At 47.1% G+C, this 357-nt stretch carries 2 tRNA genes; both read right to left on the minus strand.

Annotated elements, in window-relative coordinates:
• Positions 1–79 precede the first annotated feature (79 nt).
• Positions 80–152, minus strand: a tRNA-Ala gene (locus FD01_RS12810).
• A 28-nt stretch (positions 153–180) separates the two neighbouring features.
• Positions 181–254: transfer RNA gene (locus tag FD01_RS12815), tRNA-Ile, on the minus strand.
• Positions 255–357 lie beyond the last annotated feature (103 nt).

Here is a 357-nt window from a genome sequence, read left to right on the forward strand (position 1 = left end):
TGTGTTCTCGGCATTTCTATATTACAATGATATCCAGTTTTCAAAGAACAAACATTTCACATTACCACTGACGTGGTAATGGAGGCTAACGGGATCGAACCGATGACCTCCTGCTTGCAAAGCAGGTGCTCTCCCAGCTGAGCTAAGCCCCCATTGGGTATTAAATTAAATCAGTGACACTGGGCCTAAATGGACTTGAACCATCGACCTCACGCTTATCAGGCGTGCGCTCTAACCAGCTGAGCTATAGGCCCGACACGCGTATTGAGAAGGTAATCTTCTCAAAACTAAACAAAGTTTCTGTGATAGGTTTCCGTGGCCCCGAAGGGCCTATCCTTAGAAAGGAGGTGATCCAGC

Origin of the sequence: Lacticaseibacillus manihotivorans DSM 13343 = JCM 12514 (genome assembly GCF_001435035.1) — a bacterium.
Classification (GTDB): domain Bacteria; phylum Bacillota; class Bacilli; order Lactobacillales; family Lactobacillaceae; genus Lacticaseibacillus; species Lacticaseibacillus manihotivorans.